Raw genomic sequence first — 18,840 nt, 5'->3', positions numbered from 1 at the left:
TAAGGAGTTTTCTATGCGCAAGCAAATGGCTGTGACGGCCGCTCTGGCCTCTGCATTGTTGATCACCGGCTGCGCCAATACCGGCGGCATGTCGGACACCACGCGTCGTACTGCGACCGGTGCAGGCGTGGGCGCACTGGGCGGTGCTGCCATCGGCGCCATTGCTGGCGGCCATGCCGGCAAGGGTGCACTGATCGGTGCCGGTGTCGGCGCCCTGGGCTCCTATATCTGGTCGCAGAACCTCGAGAAGCAAAAGCGTGAAATGGAAGCCGCGACCCAGGGCACAGGCGTGGGCGTGACACAGACCGCGGACAACCAGCTCAAGCTGGACATCCCCAGCGACATCTCCTTTGACACCGGCCGCGCCGACATCAAGGGCAACTTCGCCCCCATCCTCGATCGCTTTGCCGAAGGTCTGCGCAACAACCCCAACGCAGAAGTGCGCATCATCGGTCACACCGACAGCACAGGCTCCGATGCAATCAACAACCCTCTGTCGCTGCAGCGCGCCGAGAGCACCCGCAACTATCTGACCTCGCGTGGCGTCAACGGCGCCCGCATCCAGGTTCAGGGCATGGGCTCGCACCAGCCAGTGGCTTCCAATGCCACCAACGAAGGCCGTGCGCGCAACCGCCGCGTGGAAATCTTCGTGGGCGAGCGTGCGCCTCAATAAGCCAGCGCGAGACCAGCAAAAAGCCCCGCCAAGCGGGGCTTTTTTCATGTCGCGGAGGCTTACGCTCAGGCGTTGCGCAGCAGATTGGCCAGCTCGACGGCCGACTTGACCTGCATCTTGTCGAAGACACGCGCCCGGTGCACTTCCACGGTGCGCACGCTGATGTCGAGCTGATCGGCAATCAACTTGTTCGGCACGCCCTCGACGACCAGCTTCATCACGTCTTTCTCGCGATCGGTGAGCTCGTCCAAGCGGCTGCGCACCTCTTCACGTGCTTGCAAAGCGGCCAGATGCTCGGCGGACAGCGCCAGCGCCTGCTCCACCCGGTCCACCAGCGCGTTGTCGGAAAACGGCTTCTCGCAGAAATCGAAGGCACCACGTTTGACCGTATCCACGGCTGTCGGCACATCGGCATGGCCGGTCAGAAAGATCACGGGCATGGCCTCGATCTGGCCGCGCTCCAGCATGCGGTTGAACAGCGACAGCCCGCTCATGCCCGTCATGCGCATATCGAGCAGCAGGCAGCAGGGACGACGCGTCACGGGGCTGGTCTGCAGCACGGCCTGCTCGAATTCTTCAGCGTTGCGATAGCACTCGCTCAGCAATCTGCGCGAACGCAGCAGCCATGCCAATGCCTCTCGGACATCGGCATCGTCGTCCACCACGTAGACGGTAGCGTCGGTTACAGGTTCCATGAAGCCTAGTTCTCTCTGGGTTCCCAGTGGGCCGGAAGCGTGAAGACAAACTCCGTGCCCTGCGGGAGGTGCGGGCGGTAATCAAGGTGACCACCATGTTGCTCCACCACCGTGCGGCACAGACTCAGGCCCAGGCCCATGCCTTCGGTGCGCGTGGTGAAGAAGGGGGTGAACAGCTGCTCGGCGACTTCCGCAGAAATGCCGGCGCCGCAGTCCATGATGGAAAATTCTACCCAACGCGCGTTATTACCGTCAGAACTGCGCCTGACAGCCATGGTCAACACCCTCTCCTTGAGCTCGGGCAGGTCCATGGCCTGCATGCCGTTGCGCGCCAGATTGAGCAGCACCTGCTCGACCATGGTGACATCGCAGAGCACCCCCGGCAGATCGGGCTCCAGCTCCAGCTGCACAGTTGCATTGAGCTTGTGCGCCTGCAGATAGACCAGAGGCATGACGGCATCGATCAGCTCCACGGGCTGCACCACCTCTCTGGACTTGTCGCGCCGGCGCACGAAATCGCGCACGCTCTTGATGACCTTGCCTGCGCGGTCGGCCTGAAAACTGATGCGCTCCAGAGCCATGCGCAAGTCCTTGAGATGCGGGACCTGAGGGTCAGTCGGCTCATGCTCCAGCAGATTGAGCGAGCCCGTGGCATAGCTGGAAATGGCGGCCAGCGGCTGTGTCAGCTCATGGCTGAGCATGGAGGCCATCTCGCCCACCGTCGCAAGGCGTGCCGTGGCCTGCAGGCGCTCCTGGGAGGCACGCGACATCTCCTCCATGCGGCGCTGCTCGCTGATATCGATGAAAGCGCTCATCCAGCCCGTGTGCTGGCCCTGGGCGGTGATCAGCGGCGCCTCGAAAATCAGCACCGGAAAGCGCGAGCCGTCCTTGCGCATGAACACGCTCTCGTGGCCCTGGCGCGGTGTGGGCAGCAGGCCGGCGAGGCGCTGATCGCGTCGGCTCACATATTCCTGGGCCAGCTCGGGCGGCCAGTAAGGCGCCACATTGAGACCCAGCAGCTCCTGCGCGCTGAAGCCCACCATATTGCAGAAGGCCGGGTTCACATAGGTGATGCGGCCCTGGAGATCGCGTGCACGCATGCCCGTGACCAGGGAGTCCTCCATGGCCTTGCGAAAGGCCAGCGCATCGCCCAGATCGCGCTCCGCACGCAGGCGGCGGCGGTTGTCGCGCACCAGCACCACCACCACGGTCACCAGCGCGATCGACATGCCGGTCACCAGCGCCGTCATCACATTCGGAAAAACGCTGGGCGCGTGATGCCAGCTGTCCATGCGCAGCACCAGGGTGTTGCCCGGCAGATCCAGCAACTGCTGGGCCGTGAACATGCGCGAGCCGCGCCAGGCCGCCCCCACCATGGCCAGACGCGTGCCGTCCGGCTCGGTGAACGAAACCTCCTGGGTGCGCGGCAGGGATTTCCCCACCTGGGCCATCAGAATGCCCTGCAGGCTGTACGTGCCCAGCACATAGCCCACCACATGGCCGTTCTCCGTCAGCGGCATGCAGACCTGCATGGTCTCCGTGCCCAGGCCCTCGCCCAGCAGCTGGAAGCGGCTGGGCGAGTACGATGGCCCGTTGACGCGTCTGGCCTGGGTACAGGTCAGTGCCTCGCCCGAATGCAGCTCGGGCAAATGGCTTTCGTCCTCGACCAGCAAGGTGCGGTAAGGCGTCTCGGCATGCTCGATGAGACGCATGTTTTCACCGCGCCATTCGATGCGCATCAGATCGCGGCGCTGCTGCAGCAGCTCGGTCGCATGCTCGCGCCAGGCGGCATGCTTGCTGCTGTAGGCGCTCAGCGCCAGCAGGTCCTGCAGATTGCGGCCCAGCGCTGCACGGATATCGCCGACCGCATTGGCGGTGTCGCGCTCCAGCTTTTCCTGCACCTGCGAGGCCTCATAGCGTCCGGCCAGCCAGACCATGGTGACCAGCATGCTGACCACCAGTGCCACCAGCAAGGTCCATAGCGACCAGCGCTTCCAGGCCATGCGCCAGCGCCGCCAGGGCCAATGGGCGGGATGGTCCTCGGGCAGTGCGTCAAGAGCGGTATTCAGCGGATCAGTCACAGCACACGATGGGTCAAGGCCGGCAATTGCTGGCGCACCTGCAGCAGGCGGTCACGATTGAGCTCTCCCGCCACCACGCCGGTGCCGCTGGCCTGCAGGCCCTGCACCTCGCCCCAGGGGTCGATCAGCAGGCTGTGGCCCCAGGTGCGGCGACCGTTTTCATGCACGCCGCCCTGGCCCGGTGCCAGCACATAGGCCAGGTTCTCTATCGCCCGCGCCCGCAGCAGCACCTCCCAGTGCGCCTGGCCCGTGGTGTAGGTGAAGGCACTTGGCACCAGCAGCAGATCGGCCCCCTGTGCACTGAGTGCGCGGTACAGCTCGGGAAAGCGAAGGTCATAGCAGACACTCAGGCCCAGGCGCCAGCTCACGCCATTTCTGGCCTGTATGTCGCAGACCACGGGCTGGCTGCCCGCCTGCACCACGGCAGCCTCGGTATAGCTCTCGCGCCCGTTGTCGAACTGAAAGAGGTGGATCTTGTCGTAGCGGGCCACGCATTCGCCCTCGGGCGAATAGACCAGACTGGTGTTGAGCACATGGCTGTCGTCAGCGGCCTGCAGCGGCAGCGTGCCGGCCACCACCCACAGCTGCAGCTGCCTGGCCGCCCCGGCCATGAAGTCCTGGATCGGCCCCTGGCCAAAAGCCTCCCGGTAGGCCAGCTTGTCGGTGTCCCTGGCTCCCATGGCACAGAAATACTCGGGCAGCACCACCAGCTCCGCACCCAGGGCGGCAGCCTGCTGCATCAGGCTGCGCGCCTGCGCCAGATTGGCTGCGACGTCCTGACCCGAGACCATTTGTAGAGCGGCAATCTTCATGGCTTCTCCTCTGAGCTTGGAGCGGCAGCGGGCTGCTTGCCGGCATCGTCGGCTCCGGCCTTGGGCACGCTGCGCCTGGGCAGCTCGGTCACCTGCGGGTCTTCCCAGCTGCCGTGGATATGGAACTCCTTGGTCGTGGCCGCAATCAGCGGGCCACGCAGAATCATCTGTGCCAGAAAGCTGCTCAGCCCCACCACGGGATTGATGGCCGTCGCAACCAGGGAGGCGGACAGGGCGTTGATCTCCGGCACTACCACGACATGCAGGTCCTGGGTTTCCTTGTCGATATCGGCAGAGCCCTCCATCAGCACGGCCGCGTTCACGCCCTTCATCTGCATGTTATTCGTCTTGGCAATGCCGCGCTCTATGGTGACATCGCCTCGCATGAAGTCGAAAGAGAAGCCGTTACGGAACACGTCGCGGAAGTCCAGCGTCAGCCGCCTGGGCAGAGACTGCAGGCTGAGCACGCCCAGCAGCTTGGCCAGTCCCGGATCGGCCTTGAGGAACTGGCCTTTTTGCACCTCCAGATGCACGGCGCCGGACATGGTCTTGAACTCCGGCGTCACGGGCGCTCCTGTCCAGCTGATTTCACCCTGCAGCTGGCCCTGTCCATTGGCAACCACGCCCGGCATGTCAAAGCGATTGAGCAGCTTGCCCACATCGCGCAGATTGAGCTGGAACTGCAGCTGGGTCTGCCCCGGGTGCTTTTTGTCACTGGAGCGCAGCCCCCAGGAGCCCTGGGCCGTCAACGTCGCCTCGGGCGTGCTGATATTGAAGCGCGACAGCTGCCATTCGCGCTGCCCCGCGCCGACGGACAGCCCGTGATTGCGCGCCACCACATCCAGCTTGCCCAGCGAGCGCTTGCCCAGCTGGAAGTCGTCCACACTGACCTGCAAGGCCGGTAACTCGCGCACATTGCCGGTCTGTTCCGCAGCAGCATCCAGCCCTTCGTCCGGGCCGTCGGGAATGCTCAGACGCGAGAGCTTGGCGATGACCAGGCCGCCCGGCTCCTGCGCGGAGGGTTCGCGATACTCCACACGCCCTGCCAGCTCGCGTGACTGGATCTGGTTGGTCCAGACCTTGCTGGCATGGCTGAGCTGCAGGGATACATCGTGCAGCGAACGGCCATGGAGCTTCACCTCGCGCGCCTTGAGCGCCAGCTGCTGCGGCACAAACTGGCGCCAGCTCTCTTCCTCGGCACCTGGTCCATCGGCAGCGCCCCCTGCGCCATCGGGCCACAAACGACTCCAGGCATCCAGATCAAGCACCGGCAATTGCACCCTGGCCTGCAGGCCGGCAGGCGGCAACGCGGCTTCCGCCTTGCCCGACTCCACTAGCTCCAGGCTGCCGCGTGTGATGCGGGCCTGGGCCCCGCTGATATCGCGCTCCAGCAAAGCTGCGGCCTGATTGCCCCATTGCACGCTGAACTGATCGGTCAGCGGCTTGGCCACGGCTGGCACCGTACGGTTGACACGCAAGGCCAGGGAGCTGTCGGCCGCCTTGCCCAAAGGAGCTGGCAACATGACCGCCATTCCCTGCAGCTCGGACTGCAGACTGATTTCCGGCACGCTGTGCAGCACCTTGATCTGCAAGCCATAACGGGCCTGGCCTTGCAGATGCTTGCCCAGAGCCACCAGTTCGCTCATCTCCTTGGCGTCACGCAGGCCCTGGGCCGTGGCAATACCGTCCACGCGCACTTGCACCGGAGCCGTGGCGGCGTCGGCGGCAGGCTTCATGCCGCCCTCGATGCGCACATCACCGCCCAGAGCTCTGGCCTGCACGCCCGAGAGCTGAAAGCCGGTCTCCGAAAACTGCACATTGCCGCGCAGTTGGCTGAGTGTGGGCACCTCGGGCATCAGCTGCAGCGTATTGCCCGCCAGCGCCACTTCACCCTGTACCTTGCTGCGCTCCATATGCATGGTGGGCAGATGCAGCCTGAGGCTGAGCTTGGCATTGCCCGTGGCCTTGCTGCCATCCAGAGCATGGGCAGTCAGCGCAGACAGGGCCGAGCCTTGGACCAGGTTCAGCATATCGCCCAGAGCTCCATGAGCCTTGGCGTTGACCTCCACCTCGGTCAGGTTCCAGTCGGCCACTCCGGCCTGCGCTTCATCAACCACGATGGCGGTATGCCCCAGAAAGCCCTTGGCCTTGCGCACCTGCATGGAGTTGCGGTCGAACACCAGCTCGCCCGACAGCCTGGTCAGCGGCGGCCAGGGCTTTTCGCCGGGGCCCAGCAGATAGCCGGGCACAAACTGGTAGTTCACATCATGCACCTGGGCACTGATGTGGAATTCGCCCTTGCCCGGCTTTTCAAACGGCACATGCTCGAGCTCGCCCTTGACGCGGAAGTTCACTGCACTGGCCTGACCCGTGGTGATGGCCTCGCGCACATAGCGCAGCGCATCGCTGCCCAGATCCTGGGGCAGATAGCGATAAATCCGTTCACCCTTGGCGCGGCTGAGCTGCCCTTGCAGATCCAGCAGTCCCGGAAAGCGCGGCTGCTCCTTGGTCCCTGCACCGGACTGCCAGCTGGCCTGGGCCTGGCCGGCCGTGTCCTCATTGGCGAAACGCAGCCGGGGCACCTGCACCTTGATGGACTGGCCCTTGTCCAGCAGTTGCCAGCGCACCAGGCTGTCGAACTGGTCGAGCGGAATATCGGGGTCTTCAAACACTCCGGGGAAGCTCAGCATGGCCTGGTTGGCCTCCGCCGTCTTGGTCAGCGTTGCCTCGCCGCTGTCCTGGTCCAGGCTGAACTTGCCACTCAGCCCCCGCACGCCGGGAATACCTATGCTGTGCGGACCCTCCTGCGAAGCCTGGGAACGCAAGCCCAGCTGCTCGAAGCGCCCCGAAGCCTTGTACTGCGCCAGCTGCTGCAGAGGTCCGCGCCATGACAGCTTGAGATCACTCAGCTGTCCTGCCGGCGCAAGCGCCTTGAGCTGGGTCTGCACGGACTCCGGCAGGGGCAGACGCTGCAGCATCTGCGCCGCAATGGCCAGATCGATGCCATCGGCCTGAACCTCGCCATGCTCGCCCTGGCTGCCCTGCTCGGAAGCGCCGGTCGGCACATAGCGCAGGCTGAAGTCGCCTCTGGGCCAGTTCAGGCCGTCATCGGCCGTGAACTGCAATCCCTGGACGGAAAACTGGTAACCGTTCTGATTCTTGGCCCGCAAACGCCCCCGCAAGGCCTGCAGGGCCAGGGGCTCAGGTCTGTCCCGCCATTGGAGTTGCAGCGCCTGTACCGCGACATCGGCCACCCCGCCCACGGGCTGTCCGTGATCCACATCCAGCCAGGCCCTGACCGAGCCCTTGCCCTGCTGCAGCTTCCAGTCCTGCGGCCCCAGATACTGGCCCAGATGGGACAGGTCGATATGCGTGAAGTCCAGATAAGCCTGTCCGCTCCAGCGCTCCAGACGCCCTTCATGCACCGACAGCAAAGGCTCCTTGAAGTTGCCCATGACCGTAAAGCGCTGGCCCCAGCCCTCTGGCGGCGTGGCATCCAGCCGCAGGGAGTGGTGCCAGCGCTTGTTGCGCAGCACCAGATCCACATCCTGCAGTTGCAAGGGCGCGGCATTGCGCAGCTCGTCCACCCACTGCAGCTTGCCGCTGCGGATGGCGATTTCGGGCTGGGAGAAGATCCAGTCGGAGTCGGTACCCTGCCCCGGATCGGATGACACGGCAATACCGGCCACAAAGATCTGGCCGTCGGCATCGCGGCGCACCGTCAGATCCGGCCCTTCCAGATATATCTGCTCGACGCCCAGGGTCATCAGCGAATGGGCAGAGACCGCCACCACCACCTTGGGCAGCAGCAAGGCCTCACTCTTGTTCGCAGGGTCATGCAGGACTACGTCGCCCAGCTCGAAGGTCGGCACCAGACCCGAGCGGTAAGCATTCAGCCGGCCAATGGAAACCGGTACACCCAGGCTGCGTGAGGCCAGGGATTCCAGCTCGGGGCGCCACTGTTCGATTCGCGGCACAATCCAGAAATGGAGCACCCCCCACACGGTGGCCAGCAGCAGCCACAGGCTAAGGACCAGTCCCAGAGACCACCGTGCCAAGCTGGCCAGCCTATGAATTTGGCGAGTTGGGAGTGGTTTCGGTTCGATCATCGGTGGCCTAGCAATGGCAGGAATTATGACCGGCGCCCCGTGCGCGTTTCGGTAACCACACGTTGCCGGGCTGATTACCTGCCTGCCTGACATCATTTTTCACGGTCCGCATGCAGTCCCCAGAGCAAGCAATGGCAGAAAACGCCCTCAATGTTCCTTCCCCGGCCCAGTACTCGCGCTTTGTGCAGCGCCTTCACCGCCGTTACGAGAACTGGTTTGACGCCTTGCCGCCGGGAGCCCCCGACCGGGCCCTGATGGAGCAGGCCCTGGGCACGCTGCAGTCGCGCGGCCTGGACCTCTCCGCGGCGCTGCGCGTGCTGCGCCAGCTGGTGATGGAGCGCATCATCGTGCTGGACTGCGAACAGCAGGCACCTCTCGCCGTAGTGACCAAGGCCGTCACCGAGCTGGCCGAGCTGGCCCTGGATCGCGCCTGCACCCAGGTGCGCGCCGAACTCGACACCCGGCATGGTGCACCTCAAGGACCCGCCGGCCAGGAAGTCCAGTTCTGGGTCATAGGCATGGGCAAGCTCGGCGCCCGCGAGCTCAATGTCTCCAGCGACATCGACCTGATCTACGTCTACGAACATGACGGCGACACCCGTGGCAAGGCCGACGGCCGCGGCGTGATCTCCAACCACGAGTACTTCGGCCGTGCCGTCAAGGGCATCTTCAGCCTGATCGGCGACACCACCGAACACGGCTTTGTCTTTCGCGTCGACCTGGCCCTGCGGCCCAACGGCAATTCAGGCGCCCCCGCCGTCTCGCTGTCCTCGCTGGAGGAATATCTGCAGATCCATGGCCGCGAATGGGAGCGCTTTGCCTGGCTCAAGAGCCGCATCGTAGCGCCGCTGGCCGATATCCAGACCCCCAACGTCCAGGCCCTGCGCGGCGTGGTGCTGCCCTTTGTGTTCCGCCGCTATCTGGACTATGCGGTGTTCGACTCGCTGCGCAGCCTGCATCGCCAGATCCGTGACCACGCCTCCAAGCGCAGCGCAGGCCATCCCGAGCGCGCCAACGACGTCAAGCTCTCGCGCGGCGGTATCCGCGAGATCGAATTCATCGTGCAGCTGCTGCAGGTGGTGCGCGGCGGCCAGTTCCCCGAACTGCGCCGTCGCCCCACACTGGAAGCGCTGCAGCGCCTGGTGCAGGCCAATCTGATGAGCGCCGAGATTGCCGATGCGCTGAGCCGCGCCTACATCTTCTTGCGCCAGGTGGAGCACCGCATCCAGTATCTGGACGATCAGCAGACCCATGTGCTGCCCACACGCGACGATGATCTGCTGTGGATTGCCCGCACCCTGGGCTATGCCGATGCCTGCGGCTTTCTGCACCAGCTGGACGAGCACCGCGAACTGGTGGCACAGGAGTTCGACACCTTGCTCGGCGGTGACTCCCAGCAATGCAGCAACGGCCACTGCAATGCCGCCAAGGCCGCGGCAGGCGGACCGCCCACGCCCAGAGACATCGAAGACCTGATCGAGGCCCTGCCTCCCTCGCTGGCCGGGCAGGTCGCCGACTGGCGCAGCAATACCCGCATCAACGGCCTGCGCGACGAGGCGCGGGCTCGTTTGTTCAGGCTGGTGGAGCGCACCTCGCAATGGGTGGAAAGCGGCCAGTCCAGCGAAGAAGCTGCCAAACGCTTTCTGCAGTGGCTGGAACCCCTGCTGCGCCGCGAAAGCTATCTCGCCTTGCTGCTGGAGCGCCCGGCAGTTCACGAGAGATTGCTACATCTTTTGGGAGCTGCACGCTGGCCAGCACGTTACCTGCAGCAACACCCCGGGGTGATCGATGAGCTGGCCAGCGATGCCATCCTCAAGGAGCGCTTTGTCGCAGCAGACTTCGAGCACGAGCTGGCCATGCGCCTGGCCGCCCTGCAGTCCACGGGCGAGGACGACGACGAAACCCTGCTCAATCTGCTGCGCCGCGCCCACCATGCCGAAGTCTTCCGCACGCTGGCGCGCGATATCGAAGGCCGCATTACCGTAGAGCAAGTGGCCGACGACCTCAGCGCCCTGGCCGACAGCGTGCTGCGCATCACGGCCCAATGGTGCTGGAGCCGGCTCAAGAACCGCCATCGCGATACGCCACGTTTCGGCATCGTGGGCTACGGCAAGCTCGGCGGCAAGGAACTCGGCTACGGCAGCGATCTGGACATCGTCTTCGTCTTCGATGACGACGATGACCGCGCGCCCGAGGTCTACGCGGCCTATGTGCGCAAGCTCATCAACTGGCTGACCGTCAAGACCGGTGAAGGCGATCTGTTCGAGATCGACACCGCACTGCGCCCCAACGGCAACTCGGGCCTGCTGGTGACCAGCTTCGAGTCCTATGCCAACTACCAGCAGCAGCGCGGCAGCAACACCGCCTGGACCTGGGAACACCAGGCCATGACGCGTGCCCGCTTTGTGCTTGGCAGCCGCGACTTTCCCTCGCCTGCAGGCGAGCCTGCGACCGATCTGCACCTGCATCAGCGTTTTGATGCGGTGCGCGAAGCCGTCATCACCGCGCCGCGCGATGCCGCTGCTCTGCGCAACGAGATTGAAACCATGCGTGAGCGGGTGCGTGGCGCCCACCCGGTACGCGGCGGCCTGTTTGACGTCAAACACAGCCCCGGCGGCATGGTGGATGTGGAATTTGCCGTGCAGTACCTGGTGCTGGCCGAATCCGGCGCGCACCGCGAGCTGATCGCCAATGTGGGCAATATCGCCTTGCTGCAGCGCGCCGAAGACGCGGGCCTGCTGCCCAAGGCAGTGGGCTATGAAGCAGCCAAGGCCTACCGTGAGCTGCGCCGCCTGCAACACGTGGCAAGACTGGATGAGCGTTCCGGACAGCTGGAACCAGAGCAGGCCCAAGCCCAGCGTGAAGCGGTACTCAAGCTCTGGACTGCGGTGTTCGGGCCTGTCGCCTCAGCGCAAAGCAGCTAACTGCCTCAATGGATCGGAGATTGGTGAGCACCTGCTTTTCGAAGCACTGGCAGCATCCATCAAGATTTGCCTACAGGCATTGCCAAACTGTTACAAAAATGAAACCCACTGGGGCTGGAACTTCTGCAACAGTGTCTTATCTGATAGTCAAGTGCAATGAACTGACAGGTCTGCATTCACCAATTTCCAGTTGCGAAGCCCTTGGGTACGCCCATTGAACAATCCCCGGAGCGCTTCTCCTCCCTCCCTCTCTTAATTCGTTTCGGGATGCTTCGCAGCTTTTTTATGCCCCAAAAAAGGCCACTTTCGAGTGGCCTTTTCTTTGACGACATGCTGCCACTCAGTGGGGCACGGTGTTCACAAAGCTGGGGCGTGCCGCCAGCTTGATCAGCAAGGCGGCCAGATTCGGATGCTCGGCGCGCCAGTCCATCTCGGGAAAGCGGAAATCCAGCCAGGCCAGGGCACAGCCGACGCTGATATCGGCCAGCGTCAGATGCGTGCCTCCGCAGCAAAACGGCTTCTCGCCCAAGCCCTGAGACATGACCTTGAGCGCGGCCTGGACCTTGCCCATCTGGCGGTCCATCCAGGCCTGGCTGCGCTGCTCTGCGCTGCGGCCGGGCCAGGTGGCCTCCAGCCGCACCAGAACGGCAGCGTCCAGCATGCCGTCAGCCAGGGCCTCCCAGGTCTTGACCTCGGCGCGCTCGCGGCCCGTGCCCGGAATCAGCTTGCCAACCGGCGAAAGTGTGTCCAGATATTCGACGATGACGCGCGAATCGAACATGGCCTCCGTTCCGTCCATCACCAGGCGCGGCACCTTGCCCAGAGGATTGCCCGTACCCGGCGCAAGCGCTTCCTCCCAGGGGTTCTCTTCGACGAATTGATAGTCCAGCTTCTTTTCGGCCAGCACGACGCGGACTTTGCGCACAAAGGGGCTGGTGGTGGAGCCTATTAGTTTCATAGCAGCGGTTCCATGACACGAGTCACCGGCGACGGGCCGGTGCGATGATTCTATGCGCTGGCATGGCGGCCCGGCTGCCGCCGCAAAGGGCCGGCATGCGTGCCAGTCACGGCCGCCGAGCAACCCAGCGCGGCGTGCGACTGATGCAGCGCACCTACAATTGCGCCACCATGAACCTGTCCTCCCTCACCGCCATCTCTCCCTTGGACGGCCGCTACGCCGCCAAGCTGTCCGCACTGCGCCCCATCATGAGCGAATACGGCTATATGCACCGCCGTGTTCAGGTCGAGGTGACCTGGTTCATCGCCCTGTCCGATGCCGGTTTTGCCGAATTCCCCGCGCTGTCGGCCGAATCGCGCGACTATCTGCACGCGCTGGTCGCCAACTTCTCCGAAGCCGATGCCGACGCCATCAAGGCCATCGAAAAGACCACCAACCACGACGTGAAGGCCGTGGAGTACTGGATCAAGTCCAAGTTCGATGGCCGCGCCGAGCTGCAAAAGGCCGCCGAGTTCGTGCACTTTGCCTGCACCAGCGAAGACATCAACAACACCAGCCACGCGCTGCAGATCCGCGTCGGCCGCGACACCGTGCTGCTGCCCGCCATCGACGGCATCATCGCCAAGCTGCGCGAGATGGCCCACCTCTATGCCGAAGTGCCCATGCTCAGCCGCACCCACGGCCAGACTGCCTCCCCCACCACCGTGGGCAAGGAACTGGCCAACGTGGTCGTACGCCTGCAAAAGGCCGCTGCCAACATCGCCGGCGTGAAGATCCTGGGCAAGATGAACGGCGCCGTGGGCAACTACAACGCCCACCTGTCGGCCTGGCCCGAGTTCGACTGGGAAGCCTTCAGCCAGAACGTGGTGGAATCCGCCGAGCCCAAGGGCCTGGGCATCAGCTTCCAGCCCTACTCCATCCAGATCGAGCCCCATGACTACATGGCCGAGCTGTTCGATGCCATGGCTCGCACCAACACCATCCTGATCGACCTGTCGCGCGACATCTGGGGCTATGTCTCCCTGGGCTTCTTCAAGCAGCGCCTGAAGGCCGGCGAGATCGGCTCGTCCACCATGCCCCACAAGGTCAACCCCATCGACTTCGAGAACTGCGAAGGCAATCTGGGCATGGCCAACGCCATGCTCAAGCATCTGGCCGAGAAGCTGCCCATCAGCCGCTGGCAGCGTGACCTGACCGACTCCACCGTGCTGCGCAACATCGGCGTCGCCTTCGGCTACACCACGCTGGCCTACGCTTCGCTGATGACCGGCCTGAACAAGCTCGAACTCAACGAAGAGCGCCTGCAGGAAGACCTGAACCACGCCTGGGAAGTGCTGGCCGAGCCCATCCAGACCGTGATGCGCCGCTATGGCGTGCAGGGCGCCTACGAAAAGCTCAAGGAAGTCACGCGCGGCAAGACCGTGCTGGCCGAAGACCTGCACCGCCTGATCAACGGTCTGGAAATCCCCCAGGCCGACAAGGACCGTCTGCTGGCCATGACGCCTGCCTCCTACATCGGCAAGGCTGCCGAGCTGGCCAAGCGCGTTTGATTCGCAAGTTTGATCCGCAAAAAGGATAGCTGCTAGCGCTTGATACTCAAGCTTTTCAGCATCAAAGAGCTGCCAAAGCCAATGTTTATTGGCGCTGGCAGCTCTTGTTTTTGATAGTTTTCAAAAAGGACTGCCTGCGGGCAGCACCGCCATGGCCATCAAGTCCACCATCTTCAAAGCCAATCTGTCGATTGCCGACATCGACCACAACTACTACGCCGACCACAATCTGACACTGGCGCGCCATCCCAGCGAAACAGATGACCGCATGATGGTGCGCCTGGTGGCCCTGGCGCTGAACGCCTGGAAGCTGCAGGACCTGTGCAATGGTGACGGCACGCTGGGCTTTGGCATCGGCTTGTCCGACCCTGACGATCCGGACGTGCACATCACCGACTACACCGGCCAGAAGCGCCTGTGGATCGAAGTCGGCCAGCCCGACGAAAAGCCCATCACCAAGGCCTGCAACAAGTCCGACCATATGCTGGTCTACCCCTTCAACCACGCCGCCCATGTCTGGTGGAAGGGTCTGGAAGGCAAGCTGGCCCGCCAGAGCAAGCTGGAAGTGCATTACATCGACTCGGAAGTGGCCCAGCAACTGGGTGCGCTGGCCGAGCGCAGCATGCAACTGCAAGCCACGATTCAGGAAGGCCAGCTCACGCTGTCCAGCAATCTGGGCACGGTGTTTATCGAGCCCACGCGCTGGAAATAAGCTTCAGAAACTCTGGCCGCGCCGCTCCGCCGCGCGCTCCGCATAGCGGTTGAAGCGCCAGGAATCGCCCTCGACCGTGATGCGGCGCCATACGGCCCGCTTCTCGGCGGGCTCCATGGCAGTCCAGTGCTGCACCTCGTCGAAACTGCGGCCGCAGCCCTTGCATTTCTCGTCGCCCTGGCTGGTGGAACAGATGGCAATGCAAGGCGTATCGGGCATGGTGTCGAACCAGGCCAGCCAGGCAGCCATGGCATGTGACGGGAAACCCTCCACCGCCACCTCGGACTCGCAGGCATGAATCATCAGCGCATACACCTCGGCCAGCGCCTTGACCTCGGGTGCCAGCAGCACGCCGTCGGGTGATGGAGCACGGCCTCGCCAGTAATTGATGGCCGCTTCGATGTCGGTGATATGAATGGCAGTCATGGAGCAGGCATCATAAGCCGCAGCCATGAGGCCTGCGTCAGCAAGGTTGCTTCGTTTTTGGTAGCTGCCTGTGCTTTGTGCAAAGGCGCCGCAAGACGGCTGCTCAATATAAAACCTGTGAACTAGATGGGGTTTGAAACTTGAAATCCCATGCCTGCTGTGTTGAAATGCGCAGCTTCGAAGGGGAGTAGCTTATCGGGCGCATGCTTTGCGTCATGAGCGGATGGTCGTCAATACGAAGCGCAAGCTTCCGGCCATACGGTTTGCAGCCAGGCTGCAATCGAGCAAGACCTTTGATAGGCCGATGACGGTCAATCAAAGTGTCTGCCCCTGCACGATTCCTCGCGCGGGTTTGCGCTTCGACTTACGTCACCTTGGTCTTCACCCGCTGGCGTCAAGTGCCAAACCTATGCAGACTGCACCGGCGGCATTCCACAACGAGGAAAAATCACATGGATCTGGACTTTCTGACCCACACGCCCTTCTGGATTGCGCTGGGCCAAATCATCATCATCGACATCCTGCTCGGCGGCGACAACGCGGTCGTGATCGCACTGGCCTGCCGCAAGCTGCCACCCGAGCAGCGTCGCAAGGGCATCATCTACGGTACTGCCGGTGCCATCATCCTGCGCATCATCCTGATCGCCTTTGCCATGGTGCTGCTGCAGCTGCCGTTCCTGAAGGTCGTGGGTGCCATACTGCTGATCTGGATCGGTATCAAGCTGATTGCTCCCGATGACGAAGGTCACGACAACATCGAAGGCAGCGACAAGCTGTTTGCCGCGATCAAGACCATCATCGTCGCCGACCTGGTGATGTCCGTGGACAACGTGATCGCCATCGCCGGCGCAGCCCAGAGCTCGGGCGACCACCAGATGCTGCTGATCGTGCTGGGTCTGCTGATTTCCGTGCCCATCATCGTCTGGGGTTCGCAGCTGGTCATCAAGCTGATGGAGCGCTTCCCCATGATCATCGTGGCCGGCGGCATGCTGCTGGGCTGGATCGCGGGCGGCATGTTCGTGACCGACCCCGTGTTCGTGAACACCGACAAGTGGCTGTGGATGCCCAAGCTGGGCACGACCGATGCACAAGGTCTGGCCGAGATCTCCAAGACCCTGTACTGGGCAGCCCATATCGGCGGCGCACTGCTGGTTCTGGCTCTGGGCAAGTTCATTGCCAGCCGCCGTCCCACGGTTGCAGCCCACTAAGTCTGGAAAACCCAGCAATTCGTGAAGGAATGCGGGAACTGACTGCAGCCTTCACGACTCACAATAGAAACAAGTCGGCACATTCCTACAGATGTGCCGCATTCTTCAACCTTCGTTCCCGTTAGGACGCACTTTGAACCCCATCATTGTTTACGTGGATGACGCCACATACGCCCAGCCTATGCTCGAGGCACTGGCGGGATCGAGCCAGGCGGCTTCCTCCCACTGGTTGCTGGTGGCCTGTGCTCCGCGCATGACCCACCGTGTGAGCAAATGGGTCAGCCATCGCGCTCGCGAGAACTGGCGCGGCAAATGGGCAGACAAGCTGTTTGCGGCGCTGATGCCCGTGATGGCGACGACAGGAGGCAAGGTCACCGCCGTGCTGGCCAAGGGCCCGCTGACCGAGCTGGTCGCCGAGTTGCAGCAGGAACATGGCGCAGCACAGATCATCGATGCCCGCCGCCCCAAGCAGGAGGTCGTGCAAGCCGCTCCCGTCAAGGCCAATGCCAAGACAGGCGCCACCGGCGGCCGCTGGAATCTGCCCGGCACCATGGCGGCAATTGCCGCCATGATGGGCTTTGTGATCGACGACTCGCTCTCGATTTAAGAGCTTCAAGCACTCTCTGAAAAGCCTTGCGCGGCCAACACCTCGCAAGGCTTTTTTTATGCTGCGCCGCGATGACGGCAGACACGGCCTGCTGCTATGCTGGTCAGCATGAAAATCCTCGTCAAATGGCTTCTTTGCGCGGCGGCTCTTCTCGCGGTCGCCTATGTCTACAGCGGCGTACAGGTACAGAGCTTCGGCTCGGCCATGATTGCGGCCCTGGTCATCGGCCTGCTCAACACCATCATTCGCCCCATCCTGGTGATACTGACGCTGCCCGTGACCATCATCACCGTGGGCCTGTTCCTGCTGGTGGTCAACGGCCTGATGTTCTGGATGGCCTCCGGCATCCTCGGCGGCTTCCATGTCACCGGCTTCTGGGCCGCCATGCTGGGTGCGCTGATCTACTCGGTGCTGGGCCTACTTATTGACCGCCTTGTCGCGCAGCTGTTCCCGGAGTAACTCGTCCACGGCACGCAAACGCGTGTCGATGATGGAAGCCTCGAAGTAATCGGCACTGGCGCCGGCCTTGCGAGCCAGATCCTGCGCGGCCTTGAAGCGATCCACCGCTGCCGCGTAGTCATAGTGCGCCACCTGGGCCTCTGCTTCGGCCCGTAGGGCGCGCATCTCCTGGCCCTGGCTGCGCCACACGCGGGCCAGCGTCTGCCAGGCCGAGCCATCGCGGGGATGATCCGTCACCCAGGTCTGCAAGGGGCTGGCCATGGAGCCAGCCTGGTTGAGCCTGAGCAGGATTTCCGCCTTGAGCAACAGCTCTGGCCTGCGCGGCGCAACCCGCTCCACCACGTCAATCGTGGCCAGACTTGGCCCGGCCTCGCTCGGCCCGGCCTCACGTGGCCCGGCCAGATTGCCGCTGGCCGTGACCCTGGGCGCCGCCTGGGGGGCATTGCCGGACTGCAGCGGCAAAGCCGCCAAGGCCGCCTGCGGGTTGTCGGCCTTGAATTCAAGCTCGGCATTCAGCCATCTGGCTTGAATATTCGCTGGTGCGTTGTCCGCCGTCGCCGCGAGCAGCCGCTGCGCCATCTCGCGCGCCAGCGGCCAGTCGCGCAGATACATGGCACTGAGCGTCGCTGCATAGAGCTGAGCGACCTGCTCCAACTGGCTCAGGCTGGAAAAACTGCCGGAACGCGGCAGCCTGGCCCACTGGCGGCGCACCTCGACACCGGGGTTGGAGATCACACGGGCGCGGGCCGACATCATCACATGCTCCAGCGTCGGCACGGGGTCGGCCGCACGCTTGCCGGGCGGAATGCGCGAATCCATGTCCGCGATACGCTGCGTGGTCAGCGGGTGGCTGCGCAGATAGGGCCAGCTGCCGTTGTCATTGAGTCTGCTGGCCTGCTGCAGCTTGCCGAACATGCTCACAAAACCCTGGGGAGCAAAACCGGCAGGGGACATCAGGCTGTAGCCCATGCGGTCCGCCTCGCTCTCCATGGCGCGCGAGAAGTTCAGCTGGTTTTGCATCACCGCCGCCGGACCGCCCATCATGATGGCCATGGCTGCATCGGGGCTGCGCGTGGCCGCCAGGGCGCCCAGCAGCATGGAAGCCAGCATCAGCGGCGTCTGCTTGCCTTGCTGCGCCATCATGCGGGCAATGTGGCGCTGGGTGATATGACTGGTTTCATGGGCAATGACCGATGCCAGCTCATCGCCGCTGCTGACCACACCGATCAGGCCCAGATAGACGCCCATATAGCCGCCGGGCAGTGCAAACGCGTTGACCTGGCGGTCCTTGCCCAGGAGCAGTGTCCAGGCAAAGCGCTCCTCCAGTTCGGGCGACAGCTCACCATTCTTGCGCGCCGCATCCTGCAGATGCAGCCAGATGCCTTCCACATATTCCTGCAGCACCGGGTCGTCCAGATAGTCCGGATCGCGGTACAGCTCGCGGGCGATGGAATCGCCCAGACGCCGCTCCTCGCCCGTGGTCAGCGACGATGCGCCGTCGCCCAGGGTCGGCAAACCCGCCGCCTGCGCAGAGGAAGCCAATGGGGATACGGCCTGAATAGCTATCAAAACAGAAGCTGTCAGCGCTTTTAGAATATGAACTGTACGCAGTTTTGGCATCAAAAA

Annotated in this window: 14 protein-coding genes; 7 read left to right on the top strand and 7 right to left on the bottom strand. The window is 63.5% G+C overall.

Annotated elements, in window-relative coordinates:
• Nucleotides 1–13 precede the first annotated feature (13 nt).
• Entirely contained in the window at nucleotides 14–673 is a 660-nt protein-coding gene (locus tag JAO85_RS11415; protein WP_003066797.1) for an OmpA family protein, read from the top strand.
• Nucleotides 674–738: 65 nt separating this feature from the next.
• Here JAO85_RS11415 and JAO85_RS11410 read toward each other — a convergent pair whose 3' ends face one another.
• Genes JAO85_RS11410 through JAO85_RS11395 form a run of 4 tightly spaced genes read right to left on the bottom strand, consistent with a single transcriptional unit; the run spans nucleotide 739 to nucleotide 8,319 of the window.
• On the bottom strand, nucleotides 739–1,368 hold the full coding sequence (locus tag JAO85_RS11410; RefSeq protein ID WP_003066795.1) for a response regulator transcription factor: 630 nt from the start codon (nucleotides 1,366–1,368) through the stop codon (nucleotides 739–741).
• A 5-nt stretch (nucleotides 1,369–1,373) separates the two neighbouring features.
• Nucleotides 1,374–3,449 carry a nitrogen regulation protein NR(II) gene (locus JAO85_RS11405; RefSeq protein WP_039050353.1) on the bottom strand — a complete coding sequence of 692 codons (2,076 nt, stop codon included), beginning with the start codon at nucleotides 3,447–3,449 and terminating at the stop codon, nucleotides 1,374–1,376.
• Nucleotides 3,446–4,261 carry a carbon-nitrogen hydrolase family protein gene (locus JAO85_RS11400; RefSeq protein ID WP_045839336.1) on the bottom strand — a complete coding sequence of 272 codons (816 nt, stop codon included), beginning with the start codon at nucleotides 4,259–4,261 and terminating at the stop codon, nucleotides 3,446–3,448. Before JAO85_RS11400 ends, JAO85_RS11405 begins: the two co-directional genes overlap by 4 nt.
• Complete coding sequence (locus JAO85_RS11395) at nucleotides 4,258–8,319, bottom strand: YhdP family protein (protein WP_202788107.1); 4,062 nt, start codon at nucleotides 8,317–8,319, stop codon at nucleotides 4,258–4,260. Before JAO85_RS11395 ends, JAO85_RS11400 begins: the two co-directional genes overlap by 4 nt.
• Nucleotides 8,320–8,501: 182 nt before the next feature.
• Between JAO85_RS11395 and glnE the strand changes: the two genes are divergently transcribed.
• On the top strand, nucleotides 8,502–11,294 hold the full coding sequence (gene glnE / locus JAO85_RS11390; RefSeq protein WP_202788106.1) for a bifunctional [glutamate--ammonia ligase]-adenylyl-L-tyrosine phosphorylase/[glutamate--ammonia-ligase] adenylyltransferase: 2,793 nt from the start codon (nucleotides 8,502–8,504) through the stop codon (nucleotides 11,292–11,294).
• A gap of 340 nt (nucleotides 11,295–11,634) precedes the next feature.
• On the opposite strand, the gene JAO85_RS11385 is transcribed toward glnE, so the two are convergent.
• Complete coding sequence (locus JAO85_RS11385) at nucleotides 11,635–12,252, bottom strand: glutathione S-transferase C-terminal domain-containing protein (RefSeq protein WP_012840344.1); 618 nt, start codon at nucleotides 12,250–12,252, stop codon at nucleotides 11,635–11,637.
• A 170-nt stretch (nucleotides 12,253–12,422) separates the two neighbouring features.
• Between JAO85_RS11385 and purB the strand changes: the two genes are divergently transcribed.
• The gene (gene purB, locus JAO85_RS11380; protein WP_003066783.1) at nucleotides 12,423–13,802 is read left to right on the top strand and encodes an adenylosuccinate lyase; all 1,380 of its coding nucleotides are present in this window, start codon (nucleotides 12,423–12,425) and stop codon (nucleotides 13,800–13,802) included.
• A gap of 151 nt (nucleotides 13,803–13,953) precedes the next feature.
• Entirely contained in the window at nucleotides 13,954–14,514 is a 561-nt protein-coding gene (locus tag JAO85_RS11375) for a YaeQ family protein (protein ID WP_012840346.1), read from the top strand.
• 3 nt (nucleotides 14,515–14,517) lie between these two features.
• Here the strand turns inward: JAO85_RS11375 and JAO85_RS11370 are convergent, their stop codons facing one another.
• Nucleotides 14,518–14,967 carry a DUF3717 domain-containing protein gene (locus JAO85_RS11370; protein WP_034382388.1) on the bottom strand — a complete coding sequence of 150 codons (450 nt, stop codon included), beginning with the start codon at nucleotides 14,965–14,967 and terminating at the stop codon, nucleotides 14,518–14,520.
• A 425-nt stretch (nucleotides 14,968–15,392) separates the two neighbouring features.
• Between JAO85_RS11370 and JAO85_RS11365 the strand changes: the two genes are divergently transcribed.
• From JAO85_RS11365 to JAO85_RS11355, 3 genes are all read left to right on the top strand, one after another.
• A complete protein-coding gene (locus JAO85_RS11365; RefSeq protein ID WP_202788105.1) occupies nucleotides 15,393–16,148 on the top strand; it encodes a TerC family protein in 756 nt (251 codons plus the stop codon).
• 133 nt (nucleotides 16,149–16,281) lie between these two features.
• Nucleotides 16,282–16,755: a hypothetical protein gene (locus JAO85_RS11360; RefSeq protein ID WP_034351037.1), complete on the top strand. Its 474-nt coding sequence runs from the start codon at nucleotides 16,282–16,284 to the stop codon at nucleotides 16,753–16,755.
• A gap of 108 nt (nucleotides 16,756–16,863) precedes the next feature.
• A complete protein-coding gene (locus JAO85_RS11355) occupies nucleotides 16,864–17,214 on the top strand; it encodes a phage holin family protein (RefSeq protein WP_034348032.1) in 351 nt (116 codons plus the stop codon).
• Here JAO85_RS11355 and JAO85_RS11350 read toward each other — a convergent pair.
• On the bottom strand, nucleotides 17,173–18,834 hold the full coding sequence (locus JAO85_RS11350; protein ID WP_237734807.1) for a M48 family metalloprotease: 1,662 nt from the start codon (nucleotides 18,832–18,834) through the stop codon (nucleotides 17,173–17,175). The genes JAO85_RS11355 and JAO85_RS11350 overlap by 42 nt on opposite strands.
• Nucleotides 18,835–18,840: the final 6 nt, after the last annotated feature.

It is taken from the genome of Comamonas sp. NyZ500 (assembly GCF_016772095.1).
GTDB classification, from domain to species: domain Bacteria; phylum Pseudomonadota; class Gammaproteobacteria; order Burkholderiales; family Burkholderiaceae_C; genus Comamonas; species Comamonas thiooxydans.
The sequence above is the reverse complement of the archived record's forward strand: the minus strand, read 5'-3'. Positions and strand labels throughout refer to the sequence as shown.